At 67.2% G+C, this 21,628-nt stretch carries 22 protein-coding genes and 1 pseudogene; 13 read left to right on the top strand and 10 right to left on the bottom strand.

Features of this window, described 5'->3' with window-relative positions:
• The first annotated feature begins 10 nt into the window (after window positions 1-10).
• On the top strand, window positions 11-661 hold the full coding sequence (locus ACFWPH_RS05600) for a TetR family transcriptional regulator (protein ID WP_378748349.1): 651 nt from the start codon (window positions 11-13) through the stop codon (window positions 659-661).
• Window positions 662-692: 31 nt separating this feature from the next.
• Here ACFWPH_RS05600 and ACFWPH_RS05595 read toward each other — a convergent pair whose 3' ends face one another.
• The 3 genes from ACFWPH_RS05595 to ACFWPH_RS05585 are packed head-to-tail and all read right to left on the bottom strand — an operon-like array spanning window position 693 to window position 2,654.
• Window positions 693-1,061, bottom strand: coding sequence for a thiocyanate hydrolase (locus ACFWPH_RS05595; RefSeq protein ID WP_378748347.1), 369 nt, complete (start codon window positions 1,059-1,061; stop codon window positions 693-695).
• 18 nt (window positions 1,062-1,079) lie between these two features.
• Window positions 1,080-1,802 carry a thiocyanate hydrolase subunit gamma gene (gene scnC, locus ACFWPH_RS05590; RefSeq protein WP_378748346.1) on the bottom strand — a complete coding sequence of 241 codons (723 nt, stop codon included), beginning with the start codon at window positions 1,800-1,802 and terminating at the stop codon, window positions 1,080-1,082.
• A gap of 30 nt (window positions 1,803-1,832) precedes the next feature.
• Window positions 1,833-2,654 (bottom strand): SH3-like domain-containing protein, encoded by an 822-nt coding sequence (locus tag ACFWPH_RS05585; protein ID WP_378748345.1) that lies wholly within the window; start codon window positions 2,652-2,654, stop codon window positions 1,833-1,835.
• Window positions 2,655-2,773: 119 nt separating this feature from the next.
• Here ACFWPH_RS05585 and ACFWPH_RS05580 point away from each other — a divergent pair, with 119 nt between their 5' ends.
• A complete protein-coding gene (locus tag ACFWPH_RS05580) occupies window positions 2,774-3,499 on the top strand; it encodes a DUF6882 domain-containing protein (RefSeq protein ID WP_378748344.1) in 726 nt (241 codons plus the stop codon).
• Between the two features lie 399 nt (window positions 3,500-3,898).
• Window positions 3,899-5,164: an ATP-binding protein gene (locus ACFWPH_RS05575; protein WP_378748343.1), complete on the top strand. Its 1,266-nt coding sequence runs from the start codon at window positions 3,899-3,901 to the stop codon at window positions 5,162-5,164.
• Between the two features lie 43 nt (window positions 5,165-5,207).
• On the opposite strand, the gene ACFWPH_RS05570 is transcribed toward ACFWPH_RS05575, so the two are convergent.
• Window positions 5,208-5,849: a TetR/AcrR family transcriptional regulator gene (locus tag ACFWPH_RS05570; protein ID WP_378748342.1), complete on the bottom strand. Its 642-nt coding sequence runs from the start codon at window positions 5,847-5,849 to the stop codon at window positions 5,208-5,210.
• Between the two features lie 70 nt (window positions 5,850-5,919).
• Between ACFWPH_RS05570 and ACFWPH_RS05565 the strand changes: the two genes are divergently transcribed.
• The 5 genes and pseudogenes from ACFWPH_RS05565 (at window position 5,920) to ACFWPH_RS05545 (ending at window position 9,048) form a co-directional block, all read left to right on the top strand.
• Window positions 5,920-6,813, top strand: coding sequence for an NADP-dependent oxidoreductase (locus ACFWPH_RS05565; protein WP_378748341.1), 894 nt, complete (start codon window positions 5,920-5,922; stop codon window positions 6,811-6,813).
• A 151-nt stretch (window positions 6,814-6,964) separates the two neighbouring features.
• The gene (locus ACFWPH_RS05560; protein WP_378748340.1) at window positions 6,965-7,426 is read left to right on the top strand and encodes a GNAT family N-acetyltransferase; all 462 of its coding nucleotides are present in this window, start codon (window positions 6,965-6,967) and stop codon (window positions 7,424-7,426) included.
• A 328-nt stretch (window positions 7,427-7,754) separates the two neighbouring features.
• Window positions 7,755-8,462 (top strand): annotated as a pseudogene (locus tag ACFWPH_RS05555) (GlxA family transcriptional regulator); the annotation flags it as partial.
• 10 nt (window positions 8,463-8,472) lie between these two features.
• Entirely contained in the window at window positions 8,473-8,691 is a 219-nt protein-coding gene (locus tag ACFWPH_RS05550; RefSeq protein WP_378748339.1) for a hypothetical protein, read from the top strand.
• 120 nt (window positions 8,692-8,811) lie between these two features.
• Entirely contained in the window at window positions 8,812-9,048 is a 237-nt protein-coding gene (locus tag ACFWPH_RS05545; RefSeq protein ID WP_378748338.1) for a hypothetical protein, read from the top strand.
• A gap of 72 nt (window positions 9,049-9,120) precedes the next feature.
• On the opposite strand, the gene ACFWPH_RS05540 is transcribed toward ACFWPH_RS05545, so the two are convergent.
• Entirely contained in the window at window positions 9,121-10,296 is a 1,176-nt protein-coding gene (locus tag ACFWPH_RS05540; RefSeq protein WP_378748337.1) for a YbfB/YjiJ family MFS transporter, read from the bottom strand.
• Between the two features lie 70 nt (window positions 10,297-10,366).
• Here ACFWPH_RS05540 and ACFWPH_RS05535 point away from each other — a divergent pair, with 70 nt between their 5' ends.
• Window positions 10,367-11,227: a LysR family transcriptional regulator gene (locus ACFWPH_RS05535; RefSeq protein ID WP_378748336.1), complete on the top strand. Its 861-nt coding sequence runs from the start codon at window positions 10,367-10,369 to the stop codon at window positions 11,225-11,227.
• Between the two features lie 125 nt (window positions 11,228-11,352).
• Window positions 11,353-12,024, top strand: a complete 672-nt coding sequence (locus tag ACFWPH_RS05530; RefSeq protein WP_378748335.1) for a hypothetical protein — start codon at window positions 11,353-11,355, stop codon at window positions 12,022-12,024.
• 17 nt (window positions 12,025-12,041) lie between these two features.
• Here the strand turns inward: ACFWPH_RS05530 and ACFWPH_RS05525 are convergent, their stop codons facing one another.
• Window positions 12,042-13,286: an MFS transporter gene (locus ACFWPH_RS05525; protein ID WP_378748334.1), complete on the bottom strand. Its 1,245-nt coding sequence runs from the start codon at window positions 13,284-13,286 to the stop codon at window positions 12,042-12,044.
• A gap of 348 nt (window positions 13,287-13,634) precedes the next feature.
• Here ACFWPH_RS05525 and ACFWPH_RS05520 point away from each other — a divergent pair, with 348 nt between their 5' ends.
• Together ACFWPH_RS05520 and ACFWPH_RS05515 are read left to right on the top strand one after the other, a co-directional pair.
• The gene (locus tag ACFWPH_RS05520; protein ID WP_378748333.1) at window positions 13,635-14,783 is read left to right on the top strand and encodes a methyltransferase; all 1,149 of its coding nucleotides are present in this window, start codon (window positions 13,635-13,637) and stop codon (window positions 14,781-14,783) included.
• A 146-nt stretch (window positions 14,784-14,929) separates the two neighbouring features.
• Window positions 14,930-16,123, top strand: coding sequence for an MFS transporter (locus tag ACFWPH_RS05515; protein ID WP_378748332.1), 1,194 nt, complete (start codon window positions 14,930-14,932; stop codon window positions 16,121-16,123).
• Here the strand turns inward: ACFWPH_RS05515 and ACFWPH_RS05510 are convergent.
• Together ACFWPH_RS05510 and ACFWPH_RS05505 are read right to left on the bottom strand one after the other, a co-directional pair.
• Window positions 16,104-16,973: a helix-turn-helix domain-containing protein gene (locus tag ACFWPH_RS05510; protein WP_378748331.1), complete on the bottom strand. Its 870-nt coding sequence runs from the start codon at window positions 16,971-16,973 to the stop codon at window positions 16,104-16,106. The two genes, ACFWPH_RS05515 and ACFWPH_RS05510, sit on opposite strands and share 20 nt — an antisense overlap.
• A 120-nt stretch (window positions 16,974-17,093) precedes the next feature.
• Complete coding sequence (locus ACFWPH_RS05505; protein WP_378748330.1) at window positions 17,094-17,909, bottom strand: hypothetical protein; 816 nt, start codon at window positions 17,907-17,909, stop codon at window positions 17,094-17,096.
• A gap of 172 nt (window positions 17,910-18,081) precedes the next feature.
• Between ACFWPH_RS05505 and ACFWPH_RS05500 the strand changes: the two genes are divergently transcribed.
• Window positions 18,082-18,975, top strand: a complete 894-nt coding sequence (locus tag ACFWPH_RS05500; RefSeq protein WP_378748329.1) for an SDR family oxidoreductase — start codon at window positions 18,082-18,084, stop codon at window positions 18,973-18,975.
• A gap of 132 nt (window positions 18,976-19,107) precedes the next feature.
• Here the strand turns inward: ACFWPH_RS05500 and ACFWPH_RS05495 are convergent, their stop codons facing one another.
• A complete protein-coding gene (locus tag ACFWPH_RS05495; protein ID WP_378749393.1) occupies window positions 19,108-19,713 on the bottom strand; it encodes a CatB-related O-acetyltransferase in 606 nt (201 codons plus the stop codon).
• Window positions 19,714-19,817: 104 nt separating this feature from the next.
• Window positions 19,818-21,569, bottom strand: coding sequence for an ABC-F family ATP-binding cassette domain-containing protein (locus ACFWPH_RS05490; RefSeq protein WP_378748328.1), 1,752 nt, complete (start codon window positions 21,567-21,569; stop codon window positions 19,818-19,820).
• Window positions 21,570-21,628 lie beyond the last annotated feature (59 nt).

Here is a 21,628-nt window from a genome sequence, read left to right as displayed (position 1 = left end):
GTATTTCAGTATGTCGCCGGAACCCTCTGGCCTCGATACCCAGCACATCAAGGCCAGCGATGGTCGCGTACCCCAGGCTCGAGGACTGGCCACGCGCACCAAGTTACTGGAGTCGACATCCGCACTACTCCGAGTACGTACGTACCACGAGATCACGGTGGCGGATATCGCCGGCGAGGCACAGACCAGTACCGCGACGTTCTATCAGTACTTCCCCGATATCGCCTCGGCTGCACTCGAACTGGTCCGGATCGTCACCGCCGAAGGCGGGCGCTTGACGACGATCGTCCGGGAAACCGACTGGAGTGGGCCGTCGGCGTATACCGGCTCCGAGGCCCTCGCGTCAGCGTTCCTCTCGTTTTGGAAGGAGCATATGGTGGTGCTCCGGGTGCTCGACCTTTTCCTAGCCGAAGGTGACCGGCGCTTCTACGAACTGCGTCTCCGGTTTCTCAGCGAGGTCACCGACGAGATCACCGATGTTGCCCACGTGTGCCGCGGTGAAGCGACCCCGGCCGAGCCGCGAGCCATCGGGGCAGTCCTGGTGTCGATGCTCGCACACGTCGCGGCACATCAGAACGGAATGGAGACCGAGGGTATCGCCACGACAGAAACACAGAAGGCCATGGCAGAGATCATTCACCATGCGATCACCGGCAAGTGAGTTCATGGCCGATGTCGGGAACTCGTCCGGTTCACGAGCCGGTACCGTCCGCTTCCAGCCTGGCCCGGACCTCCGCGATATGTTCGGCCAGCTCGTCTTCGTCGATGACCTTCCGGGCGATCAACGAATGTGCCAGCGCGACAAGCTGATTCTCCGGGAAAGGTAGCGCCGGGTACACCTCCCCGGTGAGACGATCCTCCTCGTCACGCCGGGCGAGCAGCGGCAGTGCGGTTCCTTCCCGATCGAGGGCGTCGCACACGCCGTCCAAGCTCGATTTCCAAGGCGGAGAGGGGTTCTCGACACCGTACTTATCGGCCATCCGGGACCACACCTGACCCCGGGTGATCATTTGCTCCAGCAGTCGAACCCTGATCCGGGTGACATCCTGGTCCACTGGCATCTGTTGTCCTCCGGTCGGTCAGTAGTTCTGCGCCGGGTGGACCGCGGCATGTACCGGGCGATCCACATCCGCGGTTCTTCCGGGCTTGGGCAGGGCGACCCCGATCAGACAGTCACGCGTCACGATCTGCGTGAGCTGCTCCTCGTTCCATCCCTGCGTACCGTCCGGCCGCACCGGTAACACCATGAACCGGTGCTTGGAATTGGAATCCTCGACTCGGATCCGGACGTCCTCGGTGAGGTAGAGGCCGAACTCGGCGAGAACCTGACGCGGCCAGCGGACGAGCCGGCGGCGGTAGTTCGGCGTCCGATACCACTCGGGTGAATTTCCGAGCAGCGGGCGGGGGTAGCAGGAGCACAGGCTGCAACAGATCACGTGATGCAGCGTCGGGGTGTCCTCGAGGATGTGGAGCGCCGTGAAATCGCTGGGGGTCCCGAACCCGGTCGGCTTCAACCAGTCGATGCCGACTTCGTGGCAGGCGGTGACGGCATCTTCCAGCGCGAGCCGCTTGAAATCGGGGTCCGACCACGCCTTGGCGACGAACCGCGCGCCCGGCGCCGGGCCCAACTGCTCGAAATACTCCGTGTACCGGCGGTGATCCTCGGCGGTGAACAATCCCTTCTCGATCGCCAGCTCGCGTAACGCGATTTCGAGCACCTCGAAATCGGTGACCTCCTCGACCATCGGCGCCGCATGCCGAGGGGCTGCGTCGTTTTCACCTTCGTTCGATATCCCGCCCATCGTGTTCCTTTCCTCGAGGTGCCACGGGATCTACGAGATCGGCTGAAGCCAGGGTTCCGATATTTCCGCTTGTAGAGTGTCGCCGGCGCACCCTCGATACGGGTCCCACAGCTCGGTCATATCGAAGCGCACGATGTAGAACCATTCGGGTCGCCGATCCTCGCGGTCGAACGCCTCGTCCTCCGGTATCGGGCTTTCATAGGACACCTTGACGACGGTGCCCTGTTTTCCGCGCAGATACTCCTGGGTGCGGGTGTAGAAGATTGTCGGAAGTTCCCGCACCGAAACCTGGTCACCGACCGCGAACCGGGGAGTGTCGGCTTGTCCGGCGAAGCATTGGGGGTCGCCCAGACCGACCGCGTCCCGGTGATGAATATTGCGAGCCACGGCGGTACCGTCCCCGGTGCTACGGGGTGCGGCTTCCAGCGGACCGGGCCGGCCTGCGTACCGCTCACGGATCTCCTCGGTGCGTTCGAGCAGTTCACGCAGCGTGATATGCCGTTTGTCGACGAGACAGCGGGCAATGGCGAGCACCCAGCGGCCGTAATAGGGAAACCCGAGATACTGGGTCCGCCCGATATCGACATTCCCGATCCGCCGGCGTTCCTCGGACGTCCAGATACCCCGCCAGCCGAGCACTTCGCAGGTGACGAACGTATTGAGCTCCCAGACCTCCTCCTCTTTGTCCTCGAAAACAGCGGGTGCATCGGGTTCGCCGCCCACATCGTGCGGGGTTTTCATGAATGCGCGGAAGAGTTCGTGATCTATCTGATCGGGGTAGGGCCAATCGCGGATCTGATGGAGCGCTACGCGCAACTGGCTGACGTAGTCGTCCATAACCGAATTTGCCATGTCAACCATCTCCCTGAAATGGGTAGGCCGCCCCCAACCTTAATGGGAGCAGGCCGGGTTTCCCGGTTTCGAAATCATCAAGTCTGTGACTCGGTACCGACCCAACTAGGCTGCTCGAGGTGCGCCCTACACCTGCCTTCGTGAACCTGCTGGACGACGCCGCCTTCCTCTCCCTCGAACACCAGCTGCACCTGGCCGACGTGCTGGGCGAGCATTCGTGGCAGGTGAACCTGCAGACCAGGTCGTTCACGTTCGACACCGAGCGCGGCAGCGTCGAATGCACCGACTTCCATTTTCTCGGGACCGCGGCACCCGGCCCGGATTCCTGGCTGTGGTCGTGGGCGAATCGGTCCGGGTTCCCGGAATCGGTGGCCGCGCTCGCGGCATCCGTCCGCGAGTTCGGAGTCGAGCACGAGATCAGCGAACTGTCCGCCCCGGAACTACCCTTCGACAGCCTCCCCTTCGACCAGCCGGAGCCGTACCAGGTCGCGGCTGTGCTGACCGAAGCGGCCAAGGCCGTCACCGCCCACTGGACCGGCTATCAGGGGCCCGCCGGCGACGACGGGACCCGCGCGGCATTTCTCGTGGACCATCCTGATTTCCGGCTTCCGCCGGCCGAGGGGGCGCGGATCATGCGGACTCTGACCGAGGGCCTGTCCGGCCTGGCGTTGTGCGACCAGCGCCGCGCGCTGAACAGCTACCTCTCGCTACGCGGGCTGAATCCGGTGTTCTCCGCCGACGAAAGTCAGCTGATCGTCGACTCGCCGGTCCTCGCCGGGACGATCGGATTCGCCGGGCATGGTGTTGCGGCCTCACTCGAGTTGACGGAGCTCGGTTCTCCATAGCGTGCGTGGCGGTACGGCGCCCGGAGCAGCGGTCGATCCGGTATCGGGGGCGGACCTACTGCGCCCCGTCTACACGAAGCGCCAGATAGTTCCTTGTGTGGTCGTGGGGCAAATCCAGGCGCAGAGTGTCGGCGAATACACGCCGCGATCGGCGCGGCAGTTCCACGGGCAGATCAGCGGCAGATCCGCACGCAAATGGCAGCAGATCCGCATGCAAACCAGCGGCAGTTCCGCACGCATACCAGCGGCAGTTCCGCACGCAGACCAGCGGCAGATCCGCACGCAGACCAGCGGCAGATCCGCGAGTATACTAGCGGCAGATCCACGGGCCGCCGGTCGGCAGTTCCACATACGCACCGGTAAGCGAGCCCTCGAGGACCAGCCGAGAGAAGGATCAACATGCAGACCCGACTGGGCCCCGCCTGGCCCCGACATGCGGAGGCCCAGGTCGCCGCGGCCCTGCAGGACACGCGTGTGGTGCTTGTCAATGGAGCTCGGCAAAGCGGAAAAAGCACGCTCGTTCGCTTGGTAGCGAGAGGTCGTGATGCCGAGTGGCGCGATCTCGATACCGCATTGATTCGGCGCGCCGCGTTGGACGACCCCGACGGCTTCGTCGACTACTCGGAACTGATGGTCATCGATGAGATCCAGCGGGCTCCCGAACTCCTGCTGTCGATCAAGGCGGAGGTCGATGCCGACCCCCGCCCAGGGCGCTACCTGCTGACCGGATCGGCACGCGTCCTGGGATTGCGTTCATTACCGGACACTCTGGTCGGCAGGATGGAGACCATCGAATTGTGGCCGTTCTCGCAGGGGGAAATCGACAATGCGCCGGACCGCTTCGTCGATGCTGTCTTCGCCCATGGCGGCCAGATGCGCCACCGGTCCAGTGTTGCGCGTACGGAGTATGCCGAACGACTGGTCCGGGGTGGATTTCCGGAGGCGGTGGCGCGACCCGACAGTCGCCGGCGTCGGAACTTCTTCAGTTCCTATGTCGGCGATCTGATAGCCCGCGATGTGCAGCAACTATCAGAGATAGAGCGAACAGCGGAAATGCGCGCGCTGGTCGGCCTGCTGGCTGCTCGATCCGGGGGGCTCCTGGTGACCGCCAACTTGAGCAACGAGCTCGGTCTGGGGGCCGCAACCGTCAAGAAATACCTCGCATTGCTGGAGGAGGTTTTCCTGATCAAGCGGATTCCGGCCTGGTCACGCAATATCAATAGTCGCGCAACGACCACACCGAAAGTTGCGCTTGTCGATTCCGGTATTGCGGCCAGTTTGATCGGCGCGGATGCGCGGAGCCTCCTACGCCCAGGAGGGCAGTTCGGGCCTTTGCTCGAGGGCTTCGTTTTGATGGAACTGGCACGCCAGCTCACGTGGTCCGATGAAGAGATCGCTCTCTTCCATTACCGGACCCGCGATCAGGTCGAAGTAGACGCGGTCCTGGAGAATCGCCGCGGCGAAGTCGTCGGAATCGAAGTCAAGGCGGCATCTACCGTCGGGTCGGATGATTTCCGGGGGCTGCGTCACCTGGCCGAACGCACCGGCGACGACTTCCTCGCCGGGATCGTTCTGCACACCGGTCAGCAGACACTCCCCTTCGGCCCCAAGATGCTTGCAATGCCAGTGGCGGCCCTGTGGGAAGCGGCGCCGACCAGCGGATGACCTGCCGTATCCTGTTCGGAAACCATGGCCTCTTTCGAGACCATCAGTGACTCGCACCGGCCCGATCGGCCTCCGTTCGGCGGGGAGGGGTAGTTCCCTGCGCAGGGGGAGAGGCGCGGGTTACTTCCCAGGCTGCCTCGATCATGCGGAATATTTCGTCCAGGGCAGCGTCGGGGTCGGGTGCTTCGCGCGCAAGTGAGTAGGCGTCGATCACGAATCTGGCGATTGTTCGGGCGGCCGTAGGGGTTTGGGCCAGGCCGGGGTCGGCGGCGATGGTCGTGGCGAGCGACTCTGCATGGCGTAGCCGCATCGAGTCCTCGTATTTCCGGAGGGGCGGGGAGTCGTCGATCATGCGCCAGATCGGGGCGGCGCCTTCGGCTGTGCAATGTCGTACCAGGGCGTGGATTTCGGTGCGTAACGCCGGGATGAGTGGGTCGTGGGGTGCGCGGGCGGTGACCGCCCGGGTGAGGCGTTGTTCGAAGTCCCGGTCCTGGTCGAACACCAGGGCTTCCTTCGAGGCGAAATGGGAGAAGAGTGTGGTGACGGCAACGTCGGCCTCGGCGGCGATATCGCGGATGCCCACCTCGTCGTACCCGCGTTCCAGGAAGAGCCGCAGGGCGGTATCGGCGATTTTCTGGCGGGTCGCGGCCTTCTTGCGTTCGCGACGTCCGGGCGGCTCGGTCATCCGCTAACACTATCAAGGCCAAAAGTGCAACAGTTTCAAAACACTAACCGTTAGTGTTAGTGTCGGCGGTATGAAGAAAGTGACCTTCGCCGAGTTCGGTGGCCCGGATGTCCTGCAACTCGTCGATGCCGAGGAACCTCATGCAGGCCCCGGCCGGATCCGCATCGCCGTGCGGGCGGCGGGCGTGAATCCCATCGACTGGCGGATACGGGAAGGTCAGTTCCGGCAGACCCGTCCGGCCCGGCTGCCTGCGGGGGTCGGGTTGGACGCCGCCGGGGTGGTGGACGAGGTCGGGCCGGGTGTCGAAGGGGTCGAAGTAGGTGACCACGTGTTCGGCGAAGGTGCCGACACGTATGCGGAGTTCGCCGTGCTGTCGGCCTGGGCTCGGATGCCCGAAGGGCTGTCGTTCGAAGAGGCGGCCGGCTACCCCTCGGTTGTGGAGACCGCGCTGCGCATTCTTCGGGAGTCCGGTGTGCAGCCGGGGCAAACGCTGCTGGTCAACGGTGCATCCGGAGGAGTCGGGTCGGCGGTCCTGCAGATCGCCCGCGACCGCGGCATCAGGGTGATCGGTACAGCCGGGGCCGCGAACCAGGACTACCTGCGCAGCCTGGGTGCCGTCGCCACGACGTACGGCGCGGGCTGGGTCGAACGGGTGCGACAGCACGGTCCCGTCGACGCCGCTCTGGATCTGGCCGGCTCAGGTGTGCTGCCCGATCTCGTCGAGCTGACCGGGGATGCCCAGAAGGTGATCTCCATCGCCGAGTTCGGTGCCGCGGACTTCGGTGTGCGATTCTCCGGTGTGGCCGGGAATCTGTTCGATGCGCTTGCCGAGGCCGCGAGCCTGGTCTCCCGGGGAAAGCTGCATATTCCGATCGCGAAGTCCTACTCGCTCGCCGATGCCGCGTCCGCCCATATCGACAGCCGAGCCGGTCACACTCGTGGGCGTCGGGTCGTAGTCATCTGAGTGTTCCCCGGCCGAGCGGCTCCCCAGTGTGATGCCGATCTCATTCCGTGGACTCCGGCATCGGCGACCGCCTGCGGGATCGCAGCGCACGATGGGGCCTTGCCGGGGAATACTCGTTGCGGAAATGGCGACCGCCGATACGCTCGGTCGAATGGACAATTCGGGTCGAGAGGGGCTGGTGCTCCGTCCTTGCCACGGCTCACAGGAGTGGCCCGTTCTCGTGCGGATCTGGCGCACCGCGGTAGAGGCGACGCACCACTTTCTGACAGTTGACGACATCGACTACTACGAGCATCGTGTGGCGAGCGAGTATCTCGGCGCTGTCGAACTGACAGTCGCGGAGTCGGACGGGGTTTCCGTCGGATTCTCCGGAGTTGCGGCAGGGAAACTGGAGATGCTCTTCGTCGACCGAGCGCACCACGGGCACGGCGCGGGTTCTGCTTTGCTCAGCAAAGCGCTGGCCCGGATTCCCGGCCTGCTGGTCGACGTCAACGAACAGAATCCGCAGGCACTCGCTTTCTACCGGCGCCACGGCTTCGTCGTACTCGATCGCTCCGATACCGACGCCGACGGCCGGCCTTTCCCGATACTGCACCTCGGACGGCGCGGCTGAACAGAGTCCGATCGGGCGCCGAGTCGGTGCCGGTTGTCCTGAGATGTCGGGCTCCTCCGAAGTCGCGCTTACGGTTTCGGAGAGCCCGACGGTTCAGTGAGTGTCGCAGGCAGGGGCCGGTCGTCAGGAGCTGGGTACGGGTGCGGCGGCCGAGCTGCCTGCTATCGCCGAAGCGACCGGATTGCTCTTGGTCAAAGGTGTGCCAGAGCGCAAGGTTCCGATCCATTCGGCCGTTGTGGCGACGGCCGCGTAGTTCGATTGCAGCAGCACCATCAGGGTCGTGTGCGGAACTTCCGCCGAAACCTGCCCGGCCTCGTTGGCGAGGTGGGCCGACGCGGGCCCGCTCGACGGACGCGCGGCCGTCACCCACTGGACCGCGATGCCGCTGCTGGCCGAGCGCCGCCCGGGGGTCCAGGTGGACACCTCGGTGCTCTACATCGACCACGGCGATGTCCTCACCTCGGCGGGCACCGCGGCGGCGCTCGATGCCTGCCTGCACCTGGTCCGTACGCATCTCGGTGCCGCAGCCGCGACCCGGGTGGCGCGGTCGCTGGTGGTCGCACCGCACCGGGAGGGTGGGCAGGCGCAGCACATCGAACGCCCCCTCGCACGACCCGCTACGGGGAGCACGCTGGGGGAGGTACTGGACTGGGCCCTGGCCAGGCTGGACCAGCCGCTCACCGTCGATATGCTGGCCGAACAGGCGCGCATGAGCCGGCGCAGCTTCGTCCGGCATTTCCAGCAGGCCACCGGTGCGACACCGGCCCGCTGGATCCTGGAACGCCGGCTCGACGAAGCGCGGGCGCTGCTGGAAACCACCGACTGGGGTATCGAAAACCTCGCCGCGGCCTGTGGGTTCGGCAGTGCGGTCACCTTCCGGCAGAACTTCACCGCCGCATTCGGCACCAGCCCACCGCCTACTGTCGGCGGTTCACCATCGAATCGGCCGATCGGTGAGCATTCGTCCGGGGTCGTCACGGCTCCGGTTGTGTGTCGCGAAGCCACCTCGATCAACGCTTGCGAGCCCGGGACGTAGCATCGGGGGCATGGTCGGTCCTGCGAAGCGCAATGGTCCCCTGAGTGGCGGTATGGGAGCCGGGCTGGCAATCGGGTTGGCGATCGGCGTGGCCGTGGGAACCGCGCTCGGCAACCTCGCCATCGGCGCGGGCATCGGTGTCGCGATCGGGATTTCCTTCGGCCTGGCGATGAAGGGCGACTCCGACAACGCGCCGGACGACCGGGACGAACCCGAAGTCGACAGCTGACACTTTCGCTGCGCGCGGTCACCGGCACCGATGGTCTTGGCATCGAGCTGCGCCGACTCCTCGCGGCCCGATCGGAAGATCGTGATCGGGTTGCGGGGAACGCCGGAACGAAGGGCGGATGTGGTTCTGCGCATCGGGGAAGACTTCGCGGGTTACCGGATCGAAGAGGAACTCGGTCGCGGTGGTATGGGCGTGGTGTATCGCGCAGTTCACCCGCGTCTGCCGTCGAAAACCGTGGCACTCGAGGTGTTCGATGGAGGTCACCGGCCGCTACGATTTGTCGACCAAATCCGCGATCCGTCAACTGCAGCAGCAGGCAGGCGGGCGGGCGGGTGGACGGAATATACGGCCCGCTGACCCGCGCGAACGTTCTGCAATGGCCGGTGTTCCGGGGATCGGACGGGAAGTTCATGGGATCTTGTCGGCGCCTCACCTGACTTCATTGCCGGACATACGATGGCCGCGCCCTACTCGGGTGGCCGCGCGGGCCAGGGCGGCCGACAACGCGATGATCGACGCGGCCACGGCGAACGCCGAGGTGAAGGAGGCGCCGACGAGGGGGACGACGAGTAGGGGTCCGAGGACCTGGCCGGTCGCGTAGGCGGCGGTCAGCACGGCGGCGGCGTGGGCGATACCGAGCCGGCGGGCGATATCCAGCGTCAGGACCACGACAGCCATGAAGGTGCCGCCGAAGGCAACGGCCGCGACCACGGCCGCGGCGACGCTGTCCGATAGTGCGGCCGTCGCAGTCCCTGCGGCCTGGACGAGCAGCGCCGTCACCAGGGCCGGGCCGGTGCCGATTCGCCCCGACACGGCATGCCAGGCCACTGTGCTCACCGCCGCGGTGAGTCCGACGAGCATCCAGACCAGTGCGCCTGCCGCCGCGCTGCCGGAGCCGGAGACGGCGGCGACGAGGAAGGTGCCGACGATGATGTAGCCGACGCCCTCGGCGAAATAGGACCCCAGGAGCAGCCGCCACGCTCGCCGTGCCACCGGACCACCGCCGGTTTCGGCGGTATCGACCGGTCGGGTTTCCGGGCGGATATCCAGCAGCAGTGCGGGAATCAACAGGATCGCGGTGAGCACGGCCGACCCGATCCACAAGCCCTGCCAGGACAGGTGTGGCGCCGCGAACAGGGTGTAGACACCGGTACCGGCTATCCCCGCGCCGACCCCGGCGAACGCCACACCGGGTGACGCGCCCTCGGCCCGATGCTGCGCGACGGTGGACGCGCAGGCGATGAAGATCGCCGCGCTGGCCACGCCCGCGAGGAAGCGCAACCCTATATGGGCCCAGACCTCAGCTGTCGCGGCCATCGCGACCTCACTCGCGACCAGCAGCAGTGACCAGGTCAGGAACAGTGCGCGGGTCCCGAGCCGGGGCCGGCGGGCCAGGAGCAGTGCGCCCACGAGGTAGCCGGCGTAGTTTCCGGTGGCGATCAGCGCACCGTCCCCGGCGCTGATCCCCGCCGACTCGGTCATGATCGGCAGGAGCGGGGTGAAGACGAACCGGCCCACACCCATCGCGGCGGCCAGCCCTGCCGCCGCGGCCACCCCCACCATCCGGCCCGGCATCGGCGGAGCGGCTATCCGTACCTCGCTCACGTCCCACTACGCTACGAGTTCGCGGAAGCACCCGGAAATGCCGGTTGATCATGAGGTATACGCTGAGCGTATGGACCTGCAGGTGCGGCACCTCGCCGCGTTCGTCGCGCTGTGCGAGGAAGGCACCTACACCGGCGCTGCCGCCCGGCTGCATCTCACCCAGCCGTCGCTCACCCGCATCGTGCAAGACCTCGAGCGGATCCTCGGTACCGCGCTCGTCGACCGCGGGATCCGCCGCCTGGAATTGACCGATGACGGCCGCGAGTTCCGCACCCGAGCCCAGCACATCCTCACCGACCTCACCGAACTCGAGGCCGATATGCGCGGCCGCGCGGAAGTACGGCTGGGTTTCGCCTGGCTACTGCCCTCGGAATGGTTCGGCCGAGTACGCGCCGCCTGGGAAGATCTCGGCGGTCACCTCGCCATCCACCGCACCGACGACCCGGTGGGCGATCTCGCCCGCGGTCGGCTCGATATCGCGCTCGTCCGTAACACCCGGAACGGGAGCGACACCATCACCTGGCATCGCATCGGCACCGAACGCCGCGTCCTGGCAGTCGCCGCGGACTCACCGCTCGCCGAACGCCCCGGCCTCCGCTGGTCCGAGCTCGCGGCCCACCCTCTGGTCGTCAATCCGCGATCCGGCACCACCACACCCGACAGCTGGCCCGACCCACACCCCGGCCGCGAGATCATCAACTGCCGCAATTTCGACGAATGGCTCGAACTCGTCAGTGCGGGCCGCGGTATCGGCGCGGTGCCCGCTATCGCCATCCACCGCGCACCACACCCGGGGGTGGCCTACCGAGAGCTTCCGGGCATCCCCGATTCTCCGCTCTATCTCGGTTGGCGTCGCACCCCGGCACCGTCCCGCTCCACCCGCCGCTTCCTCGACACCGCCCTGCGCCCGGACACGGCGGTCCCTCCGTGATCCCGCGCTAACACTGTCACCCGGACATCCGATGACCCGGTATCGGGCTTATCGGCGAGAGCCGCTCGGCCGGTCGCGCAGCTCACCGTGCCGGTCGTATCGTCCAGAACTCGGAGGTGCGGAACATGAATTTCCGGCGATCCGTTCTCGTACTCGTCGCCGCCGTGACGGGTCTCATGGCGCCGGCAGCGGTCGCGCAGGCGAACACCATTGCGCCTGAACAACTGCCGAACACACAACTGGGGTATGCAGGATTCCGGCGCAGTACCGACGCCTTCCAGGAAATCGACCCCGCCCTGGTGATGTATCCCTCGGCATGTGCACCGGCCACTGTCGAAGACCAGTACTCGGCTCCCTCCGCACACCGTGGCCGCGAATACCCGGTCACCGGATTCGCCGCAATGGGCAACACCGGCCCCGCGGGAACCGTAGGGGTCGACGTCTACGCCTACGAAGCCCCGGACCGGGCCGCGAGCGCCTTCCACCATCTGCGGTCATTGTTCGACCGGCAATGCCCGTTCGACCACGACTCGATCGCCTGGGAATTCTTCCGCGAGTCCCCGATCACCGGCACCGGCTCCCCGTATGCGCCGGCACAGGCCTTCACGGTGACCGCCGGCAACGAAACCCTCGGTTCACGGACCTCGGTGACGTTCTCACAGCGAGACGCCTACATCGTGGCTGCCGGCTACCGAGTCGATCCGGGCGGCGGATCACCGGACCCGGACAGCTCGGCCTACATTGCCGACCGGGCGGCCCGGGCCGCGCTGGAAGCGCTCGTCGAACGCACCGGCTAGGACGCCGACACGGTAAGTTATGTGGCCCGGACATTTTCGGCCGATGCGAGATCGGACTCCGCGAAATGCGACCCTCGCGGCAGCAGAAGCGGGGTGGCGAGCAGCAGCACACCGGAGACGGTTATCGCGGTGAGCGGGCTGGTGAAGGTAGCGAGTACGCCCCCGAGGACGGTCAGGCCGGCCTGGGCGAGTTTGCTGCCGACACTCCAGGTGCTGAGCACGCGGGCGGCGTGCTCCGCGGGGATGCGTTGCAGGCGTTCGGTAGCGTTGATCGGGTTGAAGACGCCCATACAGGTGATCAGCAGGGCCTCGACGACGATGACGGTGGCCAGCCCGGGGATACCGGGCTGGACGAAGGCCAGGCCCAGCGGGAACAGTGAGCGCGACCAGCCCGAGACGGTCATGATCCGGTACCGGCCGTAGCGATCCACGAGCGGAGCGCAGAGGCGGGCGCCCACGAAACCGCCGATCGCGGGGATACCGAAGGCGAGACCGTATTGCCAAGCGGGGAAATGGTATTCGCCGAGCAACAAGACGGCCATGAGTGGCACGGTGGCGGTGATCAGGCCGCTCACGAGAATCGAATTGCGGAACAGGCGGCGTAGGACGGGGTCGTGGTGGATGAGCCGCCCGCCGCCGAGGAGGTCCGCGGCATGCAGGCGGGCGGCGGGGTCGCGTGTGGTGGCGATATCGCCGCCGCGGATACGCAGGACCATCAGCGCGGATATCAGGTAGCTGAAGGCGTCGGCCAGGACGGTGATCACCGGTCCGAGCAGTCCGATGAGCGTGCCGCCGAGCGGTGGACCGATCGCTGTCGCAACCCAGTTGGTGCCCTCGAATCTTCCGTTCGCGGCAACGAGTTGCTCGCCGCGGACGAGATGTTTCAGGTAGGCACCGGAGGCGGCGGCGAAGGCGATATTCGCGGACCCGGACACGACCGAAACGATCAGCAACTGCCCATAGGACAGCGCGCCGAGGAAGTACGCGACCGGAATACTGGTCATCGCGGCGAACCGGATCAGATCCATCCCGACCATCACCGGCCGTTTGGCCCGCTGATCCACCCACGGCCCGAGCGGGAACGCGACCACGGCCGCCACCGCGAGCCCCGCCGCCCCCAGCAGCGACACCGCGAAGGGTGACGAGTGCAGCACCTCGACCGCGAGCAGCGGAAACGCGCCGAAAGCGATCCACGTGCCGTATGTACTGACCGCATACGCCGACCACAGCCGGCCGAAATCGGACCCGAATCGCCCGTGCACCTGACTCCTTGGAAAACACCGATATCAGAGCATCACACCGGATACGGGTACGAAATCTCCAACAACCCGCTCGCGCTGGTTCACAACCATCGGTTGTTGCGGCAGCGCCCTGGCTCCGGGGCATCGCACGCGGCCGTGTCGCGGATCGGCCCGCGTGCGAGGATGGGGGTACACAACGGAGGGAATCGACCGTGGTCATGGGCATGGTGCTGGGCGACAACTGTTGCCGCGCTTCGATAAGGGGTGCGCTCTGCCCGGTCCGCACGCCCGCCGCCGGGTAGTTCCTGCCGTACTCCTGCATCGAAGCGATGCCGACCCGAGGCACCTTCGTTCCCCCAGGAGTACGACATGACCATCATCGGCTGGACAGAGCACGAGTCGACATTCTCGGCGCGCTGGCATTCCGAGAACGCGTCCCCGGCACCGGCCCGCATCGTCGTCATCGACGACAGCACCACGGCGAACGCCGCGCATCGCCTCGCCAAGGCCGGAACAGGGCTGTTGTGGCGGGGTGATTACCACAATGCCCGCCAGCTCATCCGGGCTATGGAACGTCGCCGGCAACGCAGACCGCACGCCGCGGTGACCGGAAGTGATCTGGCCTCGCTCTTCGAGCGCCAACGCGTCGAACGGGCGGCGCGCGCCGAACTGCTCGGCAGAGTCCTGGTGGTACTGGAACCCGGATATCAGCTCGGGCTGCGCCGGGCGCCGGATGTGCGAGGGGCCTGCGAGCACGCCTACGGCACCGCCCCCGACGGCCCGGCAGCCGGTGGCACCGAACCGATCTGCGTATCGCTACCGGAACTACTCGGTGTGCTCAGCGCCCACCAATGGCATCTACGGGGCGTGGACATACCCGCGCTGGACGCACGTATCCACCCGGACTACGGCGTCTTCTCGCCGGTCCGCGGTGAATACATCGACCTCGTCGCCCGCGCACCGCTACCGCCGGATCGCGAACAGCCACAGGTATTCGATCTCGGCACCGGCACCGGTGTGCTCGCCGCCGTCCTCGCCCACCGCGGTGCCCGGGTCGTAGCCACCGATATCAACCCGCGTGCGGTGAACTGTGCCCGCGCGAACCTGCACCGCCTCGGTATCGCAGACCGGGCGCGGGTCGTCGAGGCGGACCTGTGGCCCACCGGCCGTGCCGACCTGGTCGTATGTAACCCGCCCTGGCTCCCCGCCCGGCCGACCTCCACCCTCGAACTCGGCATCTACGACCAGGACTCCGATATGCTGCGCCGCTTCCTGCGTGGACTCCCGGATCACCTCACGCCCGGCGGCGAGGGCTGGCTCATCCTGTCCGATCTCGCCGAACGCCTCGGCCTGCGCGGCCGCGACGAACTCCGCACCCATATCGCCGAGGCCGGCCTCCGCGTCGCCGGCCGCTACGACACCTCGCCACAGCATCCGAAGGCCACCGATGCCGCCGACCCACTCCACGAGGCGCGGCGGCAGGAAATCACCTCCCTGTGGAGGTTGGTGCGGGACTGAATCCCGGCACCACTGCATCGCGGCGATCCACCACCCTGTCGGTACGAGGCGACGGTCCGCGCGGACCCTGCGCAACCGTGGCGTTCGAGTCGGTTGCTGTGGCGTTTCGGTCGCGTGCCCGGCGCCGTCCGCTTGTTGCATCGGGCATGACAACGAGCACTTTGCCGCCCGGCGCGGCGACAGCGGAATCGACCCGGCGGGCGTGGCCCGCCCTGTTCATCATGTTTCTCGGCAGCTTCTCCCTGGTGACCGCCGAATTCCTGCCGCCCGTCGTATTGACCACGCTCGCCGACGATTTGAACGTTGCCGAGGGAATCGTGGGACTGTCGGTGAGCGCTACCGCACTGAGCGCCCTGCTGGCGGCCCTCGGGCTGAGTTCGTTGTTCCCCAGGGTCGACCGGCGCACGCTGCTGGTGACGCTCACCGTCGCCGCCGCGGTCTCCAACATCGTGGTCGCCGTGGCGCCGAATATCGTCCTGTTGCTGATCGCCCGGCTCCTCCTCGGCGTTGCCGTCGGAGGCTACTGGTCGATGGCGTTGGTGATCGCGTCGCAACTCGTGCCGGCGGACAGGCTCGGCAAGGCCATGATGATCGTGAACGCCGGAACCACGGTCGCGACGGTGGCCGGAGTGCCGCTCGGTGTGCTGCTCAGCACCTTCGCCGGGTGGCGGGTCGTTTTCGTGGTCGCGGCGGGACTGACCGTGCTCACCGCGGTCGCGGTGCATCTGGTTCTGCCGCGTATCGCACCGACACCGGGAATCGGCCTGTCCGCGATGGGCAGCGCACTGCGCGCACCGGGAGTGGTATTGGGCCTGGTCAGCGTCGTCGCCGTGATCGGTGGGCACTTCGCCGGGTACACCTATGTGCGGCCGGCGCTGGCCGAACTGCTGGGTGCCGGGCCGGCCGTGATCCCGGTACTGCTCGCACTGTTCGGAATCGGTGGTCTGATCGGCAATTTCGTACTCGGCGCGCTGGCCGATCGGCAGCTGAGCGTGCTGCTGCCGGCGGTCCCGGCCGTTATCGGGCTGTCCCTGATCGCGATCATCGCCTCCGGTGATTTTCCGGCCCTCGGTTACCTGGCGACCATGCTGTGGGGCGCGGCGTTCGGCGGCATCCTGAACCTCGTCCAGGTGTGGATCTCTCGTATGCTGCCCGACCGGATGGAAGCCGGGAGTGGTCTGGTGGTCGGCGGTTTCCAGCTCGCGATCATCCTCGGCTCCGCGGTCGGCGGGCGGGGCGTGGACGGTCTCGGCCTCGCCGCGACCTACGGTCTGGCCGCCGCGGCGGCGGTGATCGGCGGCATCCTGCTCCGGATCTCGCTCAGCCGGGCGCCGCGCTAGCCCGCTCCACGGCCGGCACCCGGGCCGCACGCCGCCACTCCGACGGCGTGCGGCCCGTATGCCGGCGAAACGCCCGCCCGAACGCTGTCTCCGACCGATAGCCGAGTTGCCGGGCCAGGGCACTCACCGAAATCTCCTGCTCGGCCAGGAAGCGCTGCGCCCGCTCGATCCGCAGGTTTGTCAGATAACGCCCCGGTGTGCGGCCCGTCGCCGCCTGGAACCGGGCCGCGAACCCGGATCTCGACGCCAACGCGACCCGCGCCAGCGCTTCGACCGTCCAATCCTGCCCGGGGTCGGCGTGCATGGCGGCCACCGCCCGCGCGATTCCCGGCTCGTTCACGCGCAGCAGCCACCGCTTCGGGGCGCAGCCGCGGGCATGCCAGGTTTCGATCGCCATCGACGCGATCAACGTGGAAACCCGGTCACCCTGCACACCGTGGGGGTCGGGGCATTCCTCGACCAGATGCTGCAGCATCGTCGCGGCCAGTGGCGCATGGCGGGTGAACTCGGTCAGCAGAACCCGCGGCGGCAGCGCGTCCATGGCACCGCCCGCGGTGACCGGCGCGAGCTCGATGCGCAGTACCCGGGCCTGCGATAGGGCGTTGAGAGCGAAACGGCCGGTACGCGGGACGAACAGGAAATCCCCGGGTGCGAGGTCCTCCGCCTCGTCCAGGCCTTCTACCCGGATCAAGCCTTCGGTGACGATGAGCGCACTCGGCTCGCCCGTCAGGAACTGCCATCCACCCGGCTCCAGCACGAACACCTCGCGGCGGACGAACCGCCACCGCAGATCGGCCAGAACCTCATCGAGACCACCCGGGCCCGGAGCGACCAGTGTCACTGTGCACATCCTTCTCGATGCCGATCTTGCCGACTCCACGGTAGTCGGACGGTGATGTGGTGCCGGCGAAGGGCAGTGACCCGATGGGAAAATACGCGGATCGTGGGGGCCGGAGCGGTTGTCGCGGGGTCAGCGGCCCGGGTTCTGGGTTGGATACGGTCCCGCGGGATGCTGGGATGCTGGATACTGCGTAGCCGGGTACTGCGGCGCCTGGGATATCGGGTTCTGCGCTACGGGATACTGAGGTGCCGGATACTGGGCTACCGGATTCTGGGGAGCAGGGTACGGCGGAGGCGACGGGTAGGGCATGCCGTACGGCGCCGGCCGGGCGGTGCGACCCGCACCGGCGGTCCGAGCTATTCCGCTGACGGCACCGGCGAATATCGCGGCGAACAGGAAGAGCACCGTCGTGAGATGCGCCAAGCGGAAGCTGAGCATCTCCGATATCGCACTGTTGACGAACGGTGCGGCCACCGCGGCCAGGACGCCGAGAACCGCCACCACAGTGGCCGCGACAGCCCGCGGGCCCTGGACCCGTCGCAGCACCGCGACGGTGACTCCCAGCGCGACGCCCGCGCCGAGTCCGCTGATCGCACGCCCTGCGAGCAGCATCGCGCCACCACTGGCGAACGAGGTGAGGAGCACACCGGCGACCGTGACGCCGAGCGCGGGAAGTACCGACGCTATCGGAGAACGCCCGCCGAGCAGGAACCCCACCGCAAACGTCATCGCGGCGGCTACCAGATACGAGACGATGACCATCAACAGGAATTCCCGAGGCATCAAGCCGAATTCGATCATCACGTGCGACGGCCGGCCGTACTCGTACACGGAGGTGAGCAAGAACAAGCTTGTGATCGTGGCGATTCCGGGTCCGATCAGCATCCACCAGGGCAGACCTGCTTCGGAGACAGCGTGATTCCCCGTAGGCGGTATGGCGGCCATACGCTCACGATAGCCGCCGAGGGGCGCCCGGCGTGGGGTAAGCGCTGCACCTCGGCTATCCGGCCGGGATCAGCGAACCATCCCAGCGCAGACCCCGTGACCGGTGCCATCGATCTGCCGATCTGCGGGCGGGGTCTTCCGATGCGTGACCAGCAGGTTTAGGCTTGGGGCCATGACCGGTTTCACCGGCAAGGTCGCACTCGTCACCGGCGGCGCGAGCGGTATCGGCGCGGAGGTCGCCCGGCGGTTGCGAGCGCGCGGCGCGCGTTTGGTGCTCATCGATATCGACGTGGTTCCGCTTCGGGAACTCGCGGCGGAACTGGGTGGAGATGAACAGATCGTGGCGGTTTCCGCCGATGTGTGCGATCTCGCCGCGATGGAGGCCGCCGTGGCGCGCGGTATCGAACGGTTCGGCGGTATCGATATCGTCCTGGCCAATGCAGGGATCTCCAGCTATGGGTCGGTCCTGGCGGTGGACCCCGTCGCGTTCCGGCGGGTGATCGATGTCAACCTCGTCGGTTGTTTCCACACCGTCCGCGCCGCTCTGCCCTCGGTGATCGAGCGGCGCGGTTACGTCCTGATCGTCTCCTCCGTCGGCGCTTATTTGGCGATGCCGGGAGTGGCACCCTACGACGCGTCCAAGGCCGGGGTCGAACAATTCGCGAACGCGTTGCGGCTCGAGGTCGCGCACCGCGGTGTCGATGTCGGGTCCGCGCATATGTCGTGGATCGACACCTCACTCGTGCGGGAAACCCGCATCGATCTGCCCGCGGCCGCACAGGCAATCGCCGCAATGCCGCGTCCGCTGAACAAAACGATTTCGGTGCAGCAGTGTGGCGCGGCATTCGAGCGCGGAATCGAGCGTCGCTCCAGGCGTATCAATGTGCCCGCGTGGGTCGGTGCGCTGCGCTGGCTGCGGCCGGTGTTACAACTGCCGCTCGTCGAGCGAATCGCCGGCAGAACCACCCCTGCACTGCTGCCGGAGATGGACGCCCAGGTGGCCGGGCTCGGTCGTTCGTTCAGCGCTCGGACACAGGCGCTCGGCGAGGACCAGGAGCGCAGGTAGCCGGGCCCGGCCACCCGCCGTGGCCGGCGCGGGCCACGGCGGACGGTCAGCGGCTCGTGGGGCGGGAGCGGCCGAGGAAGGCCGCGAGGCGTTCGGTCCTGCGCCCGTTCGCGTTCGAGCCCGCTGCGATATTCACTTCGGTGGTGCCGCCGCCTCGAGGCCGGCGAGATCGCCCGACATGACGGTGCGGATATGTTCGGTGAGGTGGTCGAGCGGCCAATCCCACCAGGCAACCGCCAGCAGCCGGGCGATATCGGTGTCGCCGAAACGTTTCCGGATCAGCCGGGCCGGATTACCCCCGACGATGCCGTAGTCGGGGACGTCGCCGGTGACCACCGACCCGGTGCTGATGATCGCGCCGTTGCCGATCCGGACACCGGGCATCACCGTCGCGCCGTTACCGAACCAGACATCGTGGCCGACCACGGTGTCCCCGCGGGCCGGCAGATCGGTGATCAGGTCGAAATGCTGCGACCACGAGCCGCCCATGGTGGGGAACGGGAACGTCGAGGGGCCGTCCATGCGGTGGTTGGCGCCGTTCATGATGAACCGGACCCCGGTGCCCAGGGCGCAGAATTTGCCGATGATCAGTTTTTCCGGTCCGTAGTGGTAGAGGACGTTGCGGGTTTCGAAGGCGGTGGGGTCGTCGGGGTCGTCGTAGTAGGAGAATTCGCCGACCTCGATCAGTGGCGAGGTGACCAGTGGTTTCAGCAGCACCACGCGTGGTTGGCCGGGCATGGGATGCAGCACGGTGGGGTCGGCGGGAACAGGGGTGCAGTGGTCGGGCAATGCGGAAACTCCTTCGGGAAAGCCGGGCGTGGGTCGAGTTGTCTCGCTGTGGATCAGGAAACTCCGGCGGGTGCGGGGGCCTGCAAAGTCAGGTGGGCACCCCGCCACCGGCTGCGCAGCCGACGGTCGTGGCTGACGATCACGAGCGCACCCGAATAGTTGGTCAGGGCGGTCTCCAGATCTTCGACGAGGCCGGGGGAGAGGTGGTTGGTGGGTTCGTCGAGCAGGAGCGCCGCCGCCGGGTCGGTGACCAGCCGGGCCAGCGCCAGCCGCTGCCGCTGGCCGGTGGACAGCTCACCGACCCGGGTCGTGAGCTGGGCGCGGGTGAACAGGCCCAGCGCGAGCAGCCGCTCGGCATGCTCGTCGGCAACGCCTGCGCGGTTGTGCGCGAAGGCGGCCAGCAGGGTGCGGCCGGGATCGCCGGTGCGGGGTTCCTGCGCGAGATAACCGATGTGGCCGCGACGAGTGACCGTGCCGCTGTCCGGTGCGAGTTCACCGGCCAGCACACGGAGCAACGTGGTCTTACCGGCGCCGTTCGGGCCGGTGACCAGCACGCGCTCACCCGCCGCTACGGACACACTCGTGGAGGCCAACCTGCCGGCGACGCCGATATCGCCGGCTTCGAGCACTGCACTGCGCGTCCCGCCGGCGTCGCCCTGCGTACTGCCGGGTTCGTCGCTCCGAGCCCGCCCGGTGTCCGGTGCGCCGTCGAGTCCGTTGCGGTCCGGCTGATCGAGTCGCGTGCCGGGCCGTTTGTGGTGCGCGGTGGTCATATCGCCCGTCGCCCGCGGGATTGCGCTGAACCGCAACGGCTCCGGAGGCGGTGGCACGGGATCGGCCAGGAGGCGGCGCAGTCGTTCCTCGGCATTGCGGACCCGGCCGGCCAGCGACTGCTGAACCCGCCCGCCTGCCCGGTCGTAGGCCATCTTGTTGTTGTCCTTCATCGCCCGGCCCGGGGCCACGCGGCGCGCCGTGGTCGCGAGGGTTTCGCGCAACCGCTCGGTATCGGACTGCCACTGCGTATGCGCCTGAACCCATCGCTGCCGCGCCGCGGCCTTCTCGGTCAGGAAGCCCTGGTAGCCGTTGCCGTAGCGGATCACGCACCGGTGGTCCGCGTCGACCTCCAGCAAGGTGGTGGTGACCCGTTCGAGGAAGACTCGGTCGTGCGAAACCGCCACCGTCGTTCCCCGCCGGGTCCGCAGATGCTCCTCCAACCAGGTCAGGGCATTGTCGTCGAGGTGATTCGTCGGCTCGTCCAACAGCAGTATCTCGGGCGCGGCCGCGAGCAGGGCGGCCAGCCGCAGGCGGACCTGTTCGCCGCCGGACAGCCCGGCGACGGTGCGTTCCCGGGAAACCAGCCCCAGGCCGAGCCCGTGCAGGGCCCGCTCCACCCGGGCGTCGGCGTCGTAACCGCCACGCAGCTCGAAAATGGTGGTCAGATCGCCGTATTCGGTCAATCCGGAATCGTCGCCCGCGGCCATCCCGGCCTCGAGGTGACGCATCCGTGCCTCGATCCGGCGCAGTTCGCGCAACGCCCGGTCGATGATCTGCTGGACCGTCAGCTGTGCCGGTAGCTGTTCGTCCTGGGCGAGATAGCCGACACCGCCCGCGGCGGCGACGACGATTTCGCCCTGATCGGGCTGTTCCCGCCCGGCGAAAAGGCGCAGCAGCGTGGATTTACCGGACCCGTTCTCCCCGACGATCCCGGTACGTTCACCCGCGCCGAGCGAGCACGTGACCTCGTCGAGAACGAGCCGGCCGTGGAAGGATTTGCTGACCGCGCGTGCGGTGATCTGAGTGGGCATACAGGAACTCCGAAGTTTTCGAGGATGCGGCCATCGACGGCCGCAGGACCGGGGAAACA

Origin of the sequence: Nocardia sp. NPDC058499 (assembly GCF_042719915.1) — a bacterium.
GTDB lineage: Bacteria > Actinomycetota > Actinomycetes > Mycobacteriales > Mycobacteriaceae > Nocardia.
Note: the sequence above shows the minus strand (reverse complement) of the source record. Positions and strands in the feature narration are given on the sequence as shown.